The organism is Nocardia sp. NPDC004722 (assembly GCF_053601505.1).
Map to the genome: position 1 here is coordinate 1 of NZ_JBSGBY010000500.1, position 6,371 is coordinate 6,371.

Sequence of the window (6,371 nt, forward strand, 5' to 3'; positions counted from 1 at the left end):
CCACCGAGATCGAGCGGGCCCGGCAGGTCATGCTCATCGGGCGGCAGACGATCGTGACACCCGAGACCGGGGCGCCGTCGCGATCCGGCCAGAGCCAGAACAGTTCCTGGATCAGCCGATGATTGGGCTCGCGCAGCTGGTTGAGCGCCGCCTTCACCTCGCCCGGCTCGGGCGGCGTCGGCACCGGCAGCAGGGTCGCCGCCGCGACGGGCACGCCGAGTCGTTCGGTGGCGTCGATCTCGGTGACCCGCTTGCGCAGCAACCGGCCGTTCGCGTCGGCGGGCAGACCGGACATCCGGAAAGCGTTGCGCCGGTATGGCGAATCGTCGATGACGGTGTCCAGTTCGGCCCGGATGCCGGTCGGCGTGGCGGACGCGGCGAGACCGAGGGCGGCCGCGACGGCCGGGGGCGGCACCTGCTCGGGCCGGATGCCGCGCGCCATCGGGGACTCGCCCTCGGGCGGCGCTTCCGCCACCCCGATCTTCACCAGATTGGACTTCGCCATGGCGAAGCCGTTGGCGGCGGAACGCTCGAACCAGGCGGTGGCGGCCGCCGCGTTGCGCCCGGACGATCGCATCCACAGGTGGTGGCCGAGCCAGTTCATCGCCGAGGCACTGCCGTTCGCGGCGGCACGCTCGTAGAGCACGAGCGTCAGTGGATCGTCGTCCTGCTCGGCGAGTTCGGCCAGCGCGTAGTCCGCGCGGGCGTCGCCGTGGGCCGCGGCCTTCTCGTACCAGCGGCGGGCGGCGGCCAGGTCACGCGGGAGGATGCGCTTGTCGAGCATGAATCCCACGGCGTAGTCGGCGTTCTCGTAGCCCGCCGCGGACGCCTTCTCGTACCACCGGGTGGCGGCCGGATAGTCCGGCGGATCGTCGGTCTCGTACAGGTAGCCGACATTGAAAATGGCGCGGCTGTCGCCGGTTTCACCGGCCTTCTCGTACCAGTGGCGAGCGCCGGGACGGTCGGGCGGCGTCACCCGTTGCTCGAGGACGTAGGCCAGCCGGTAGTAGGCGTTGGTGTGCCCGGCGTTCGCCGCCTGCTCGTACCAGTGCCGCGCCGCCGGATAATCCGGTGGTGCGAGCCGGTACTCGCTGAGCACCCCGATGTTGAACATCGCGATCCGGTCGCCGTGCGCGGCGGCCTTGCGATACCAGCCGATCGCGGTGTGCTGATCCTCCTGCGTCAGGCTGTCGTTGAGCAGATAGCCGAGCCGGAAGTACGCGTCGGTGTACCCGGCGGCGACCGCCAGTTCGTACCACTTGCGCGCCTCGTCGCGTTCGGGCGGCGTCGACGTCTCGAACAGATAGCCGAGATCGTGCATGGCCTTGGGATCACCGGAGGCGGCCGAGAACTCGAGGTGGGCGCGTTTCGACGACTCGTCTGGTGTGCTCACCGAGTACTCCCCCACGTCGCGATGTTGCCCGTCCCTGCCGCGTGCGCGGCCCTCCGGACAAAAACACTACAACGTGCCCGGCGATCCCGCCCGTGAGTATCGAGGCGCTACCGGCTGCCCGATCGGCGCGGACCCGAGCCGTCCGTGGTGGTCCAACTCGCCGTCGCCGCGCCAGCAGCCCAGCTCTCCGGTGCGGAACATGCGGTCACCCGGATTGCCGTACGGGTCGGCCAGGAAGCGGGCGCCGGTGAGGCCCGGGCGATGCCGGTAGCCGCGCGCCAAACCCGCTCCGGCGACATAGATTTCGCCCAGGAAGCCCGGCGGTAGCGGGTTCATCTTCTCGTCCAGTACGTAGCAGCGGGTGCCGACCACCGGGCCGCCGATGGAGACGGCCGCATGTGGGGTGACCGCGTCCAGCGGGCGGCTCATGGTGGCGCACAGACCCGCCTCCGGCCAGCCGTAACCGCTCACGAACGACCGCCCGGCCGACCAGATTCCGGTCAGTTTTGCCGGACAGGCCGCGCCCGTGGTGGCGAGCAGCCGCAGTAGCGGCAGCGGTTCGGCGCTGGGCAGGGTGGCGAGAATGTGCGGGGTCAGCACCGCGTGGGTGACCTGCGCGTCGGTCATGAGCTCGTAGAGGTCCGCGCCCGCGTACGGGCCGGGCGGGGCCACCACCAGCGTCGCCCCGGAAGCCAAGGCCAGCAACAGTTCCCAGACCGCGGTGTCGCGGCCGGGGGCGGCGGCGGCCAGCACCCGGGCGTCCGGATCGGAGTCGCAGCGCTGCGCCTGGGTCACCACCAGATTGGCCAGCCCGGCATGAGTGATGGTCGCGCCCCGCATGATTCCGCTCGACTCGAGCGGATAGACCACGTACGCCGGATGCTCGAGCCGCAGCGGCCGCACCCGTTCGGCGTCGGTGACCGGGGTGGCCAGCGGCGCCGACCAGACACCGGCCGCGCCGGGCGCGCTCTCGCCGCTGGTGCGGCGCAGCGGCGCGGCCGCGCCCTCGGCCACCAGTGCGCGGGCGCGCGCGTCGAGCAGCTCGGGTTCCTCGGATCGATCCGGCTGGCCGATCGGGTCCATGGTGAGCCAGTCGCCGGAGGCCATGGCGGGCAGCAGGTCCCGCCGCAGGTCGGTCGTAATCCCGGCGACCGCACCGGAATCGGCGAGGATCGGCGCGATGCGGGCGGGCGCGGCGTCCGGGTCGACGGTCAGGAAGGCGGCCCCGGCGTGCGCGACCGCGCAGACCGCCACCACCCACTCCGGCGAGCGGGGCAGCGCGACCGCCACCACGTCCTCCGGGCCGACGCCCGCGCCGATCAGCCTGCGCGCCAGGTGGTTCGCCTGCTCGGCCAGGTCCCGGTAGGTGAGGGCGACGCCGCCGCACACCACGGCCGCGGCCTCCGGATCGTAGGAGGCGGCCCGGGTGAGCAGCTTGGGTAGCGTCAGCGCGACGGCCGAGCTGGTGTCGTTCCATTTCCGTAGCTGCCGCTGCCAGTCGTCGGCGGAGTCGCCGAGGGCGGACTCGGCGGTGCGGCCTACGATGCCCGGTGCGGTATCGCAAACATCCGGAGAATCGGCGAGCATTGTCCCTCCCGAAGTCGAGACCTGCGGATTGCGCCGGAACGCGGCGGTTTCGCGCTCCGACTGCGGACAGTACAGCACCGAGGCAGCAAGTCCACTGCTATTCCAAGCGCGCCGCAAATGGACGAATGATCAGGCTTTATATGGTCAAGCGCTCGAGCCGTGGCCGGGTCGGGGCTGACGGAATCGGCCCGACGCGGACAGGAGATCCGCATCGGGCCGATTCCATCGCCGACCGGGCAGTGGCCGACAATGCCCGGAGAGGGAGTCCGGGCAGGAAAGCCGGACGGTGAGACCGGCTTCCGGCATCGACGGTAGTCCCCGCCCGGGCGCGGCGGTATCGGTCATTTGCCCCAACCGGGCGGTAACTACGCGGCGGGGTCAGACCGGGCACACCGCGACCCTGCCGAGATTGCGGCGGGTGGCGACCAGATCGATCGCGGCATCCACCTCGACCCGGGGAAAAACGGTGTGGCGCGGGCGAATCCGGCCCGCCGCCAGCAGCTCCCACAGCTCGGCGCGCCAGCCGTCGAGCAGGTCGGCGCGGGTGCGGCTGAGCAGGCCCATGGAGAAACCGGCGACCGTCTTGAGCTCACCGAGCAAGGCATTGGCGTCCACACTGCCGCCGTACGCGCTGAAGACGATCAGACGGCCGTGCGGGGCAAGGGTTTCCACCCCGCGCCGCACCATGTCCGCGCCGACACCGTCGAGGACGACATCGACCTTCTCGGTCCAGACCTGGTCGTAGGTCACGACCTCGTGCGCGCCGCAGTCACGCAGGAAATCCGCCTTGTCGGCGGCGCTGACGGCCGCGATCACCCGGGAAGCGCCCAAGGCCGCGGCCAATTGGACGGCCAGGTGGCCGACACCGCTGGCCGCGCCGGTGACGAGGACCGATTCACCCGGCACGAACCGGGCGGCGTGCAGCAGACCGCGCGCTATGACACCGCCGCGAACCAGGGCCAGCGCATCGGCAGCGGTCACACCGTCGGGCACCTCGCACATCAATTGCGGCATGGCGAGCGCGAATTCGGCGTATGCGCCCTCGAAGACCACGCCGCCGACCCGCTTTCCGATCCATTCGGCCAGGTCCGCTCCGGCATCCACCACGGTGCCGACGATCTCGCCGCCGTCGGGTCCGTCGCCCCCGTTGCGCAGCATGCGCAGCAGGCCGAGGTGAATCCCCGCCAGCTCGGTGCGCACCAGCAGCTGCCCCGGGCCGGGGACCAACTCGGCGGCGTCAGCGAGGACGGGACGGCCGGCGGCGAACTGAATCTTGCGCACTGAGAGGACCTTTCACCAGAAGTTGTTACGGTCCTAAATTTAGATCAGATCCAGCAATTGCGTCAACCAAAAACGCGGCGGCCGTCCGGAGACGACCGCCGCGCTGGGATGCGGGATGGGCTAGGTGGCGGCCTTCTCGTGCTCGACCACCGCGTGATGCTTCGAGCCCCAGCCGACATGCGCCTCGGCGCGCATGCGATCCACCATGTGCGGGTAGTGCAGCTCGAAAGCCGGACGCTCCGAACGAATCCGGGGCAGCTCGTAGAAGTTGTGCCGCGGCGGCGGGCAAGAAGTCGCCCACTCCAGGGAGTTGCCGTAGCCCCACGGATCGTCCACGGTCACCACCTCGCCGTAACGGTAGGACTTGAAGACGTTCCACACGAACGGCAGCATCGACGCGCCCAGAATGAACGAGCCGATGGTGGAAACGGTGTTGAGCGTGGTGAATCCGTCGCCGGGCAGGTAGTCGGCGTAGCGGCGCGGCATACCCATATTGCCCAGCCAGTGCTGCACCAGGAACGTGGTGTGGAAGCCGATGAACGTGGTCCAGAAGTGCCACTTGCCCAGGCGCTCGTCGAGCATGCGGCCGGTCATCTTCGGGAACCAGAAGTAGATCCCGGAGAAGGTCGCGAAGGCGATGGTGCCGAAGAGCACGTAGTGGAAGTGCGCGACCACGAAATACGAGTCGGAGACGTGGAAGTCGATCGGCGGGGAGGCCAGGATGACGCCCGACAGACCACCGAAGAGGAACGTCACGATGAAGCCGACCGCGAACAACATGGGCGTCTCGAAGGTCAACTGCCCGCGCCACATGGTGCCGATCCAGTTGAAGAACTTCACCCCGGTCGGCACCGCGATGAGGAAGGTCATGAACGAGAAGTACGGCAGCAGAACAGCTCCCGTGGCATACATGTGGTGCGCCCACACCGCGATGGACAGCGCCGCGATGGCGAAAGTCGCGTACACCAGCGTGGTGTAGCCGAAGATCGGCTTGCGGCTGAAGACCGGGAACACCTCCGAGACGATGCCGAAGAACGGCAGCGCGATGATGTACACCTCTGGATGCCCGAAGTACCAGAACAAATGCTGGTAGAGAATGCTGCCGCCGTTGGCCGGGTCGTAGATGTGCCCGCCCAGGTGCCGGTCGTAGGCCAGCGCGAACAGGGCGGCGGTCAGGATCGGGAAGGCCACCAGGATGAGGAAGCTCGTCACCAGGATGGTCCAGGTGAAGACCGGCATGCGGAACAGCGTCATGCCCGGGCAGCGCAGGCAGACCACGGTGGTGATCATGTTGACGCCGCCGAGGATGGTGCCCAGACCGGAGACCGCCAGGCCCAGGATCCACAGGTCACCGCCGACGCCCGGCGAATGCACGATGTCCGAGAGCGGCGTGTAGGCGGTCCACCCGAAATCGGCCGCGCCGCCCGGGGTGAGGAAGCCGCCGGTGGCCATGCTCGCGCCGAACAGGTACAGCCAGTAGCTCAACGCGTTCAACCGCGGGAAGGCGACGTCGGGCGCCCCGATCTGCAAGGGCAGCACCACATTCGCGAAGCCGAACACGATCGCCGTGGCATAGAACAGCAGCATGATCGTGCCGTGCATGGTGAACAGCTGGTTGAACTGCTCGGTGGAGAGGAACTGCATCCCCGGCCGGGCCAGCTCGGCGCGCATGAGCAGCGCCATGATGCCACCGATCAGGAAGAAGGTGATCGCGGTGGTCAGGTACATCATCCCGAGCATCTTGGGGTCGGTCGTGGTGATCGCCTTGTAGATGAACGAGCCCTTCAGACCGCGCCGCGGCGGGAACGGCCGGGACCATTCGAGGTTCTGTTCGGGCTTTGGAGCAACTGCTGTCACCACATCCTCCTCGGGAGGGGTTCCGTCCAGCTCTACCAATCGGGGCACATAGAACGGCGCACAGCGTACCTACAGCAAATCGATCTTCGCCGAAAACACTCCGGGTGCGGAAGATCGGGATCGAAATGCAAGATACGCCGAGGCGAACGTCCGGTTCGGCGCAGGGTGCGCACAACGATTGCGCCCCGCGATCGATCCACTAGGGTCTTCGAGCGTGGGGGATCGCTCGACGTCCAGTGAAACAGACCGGCCG

General features: G+C 68.7%; 4 protein-coding genes. All 4 read right to left on the reverse strand.

Annotated elements, in window-relative coordinates; genetic code table 11:
- The coding region (locus ACWELQ_RS34565; protein ID WP_452401223.1) for a tetratricopeptide repeat protein at nt 1-1,393 on the reverse strand (1,393 nt) is incomplete at its 3' end.
- 66 nt (nt 1,394-1,459) lie between these two features.
- Nucleotides 1,460-2,980, reverse strand: a complete 1,521-nt coding sequence (locus ACWELQ_RS34570; RefSeq protein WP_452401224.1) for an AMP-binding protein — start codon at nt 2,978-2,980, stop codon at nt 1,460-1,462.
- A gap of 378 nt (nt 2,981-3,358) precedes the next feature.
- Complete coding sequence (locus tag ACWELQ_RS34575) at nt 3,359-4,261, reverse strand: quinone oxidoreductase family protein (RefSeq protein WP_452401225.1); 903 nt, start codon at nt 4,259-4,261, stop codon at nt 3,359-3,361.
- A gap of 120 nt (nt 4,262-4,381) precedes the next feature.
- The gene (gene ctaD, locus ACWELQ_RS34580) at nt 4,382-6,118 is read right to left on the reverse strand and encodes an aa3-type cytochrome oxidase subunit I (protein WP_452401226.1); all 1,737 of its coding nucleotides are present in this window, start codon (nt 6,116-6,118) and stop codon (nt 4,382-4,384) included.
- Nucleotides 6,119-6,371 lie beyond the last annotated feature (253 nt).

Coding starts and splice junctions, on each gene's coding strand:
- ACWELQ_RS34570 (WP_452401224.1), bottom strand. CDS start 2,980: ATGCTCGCCGATTCTCCGGATGTTTGCGATACCGCACCGGGCATCGTA.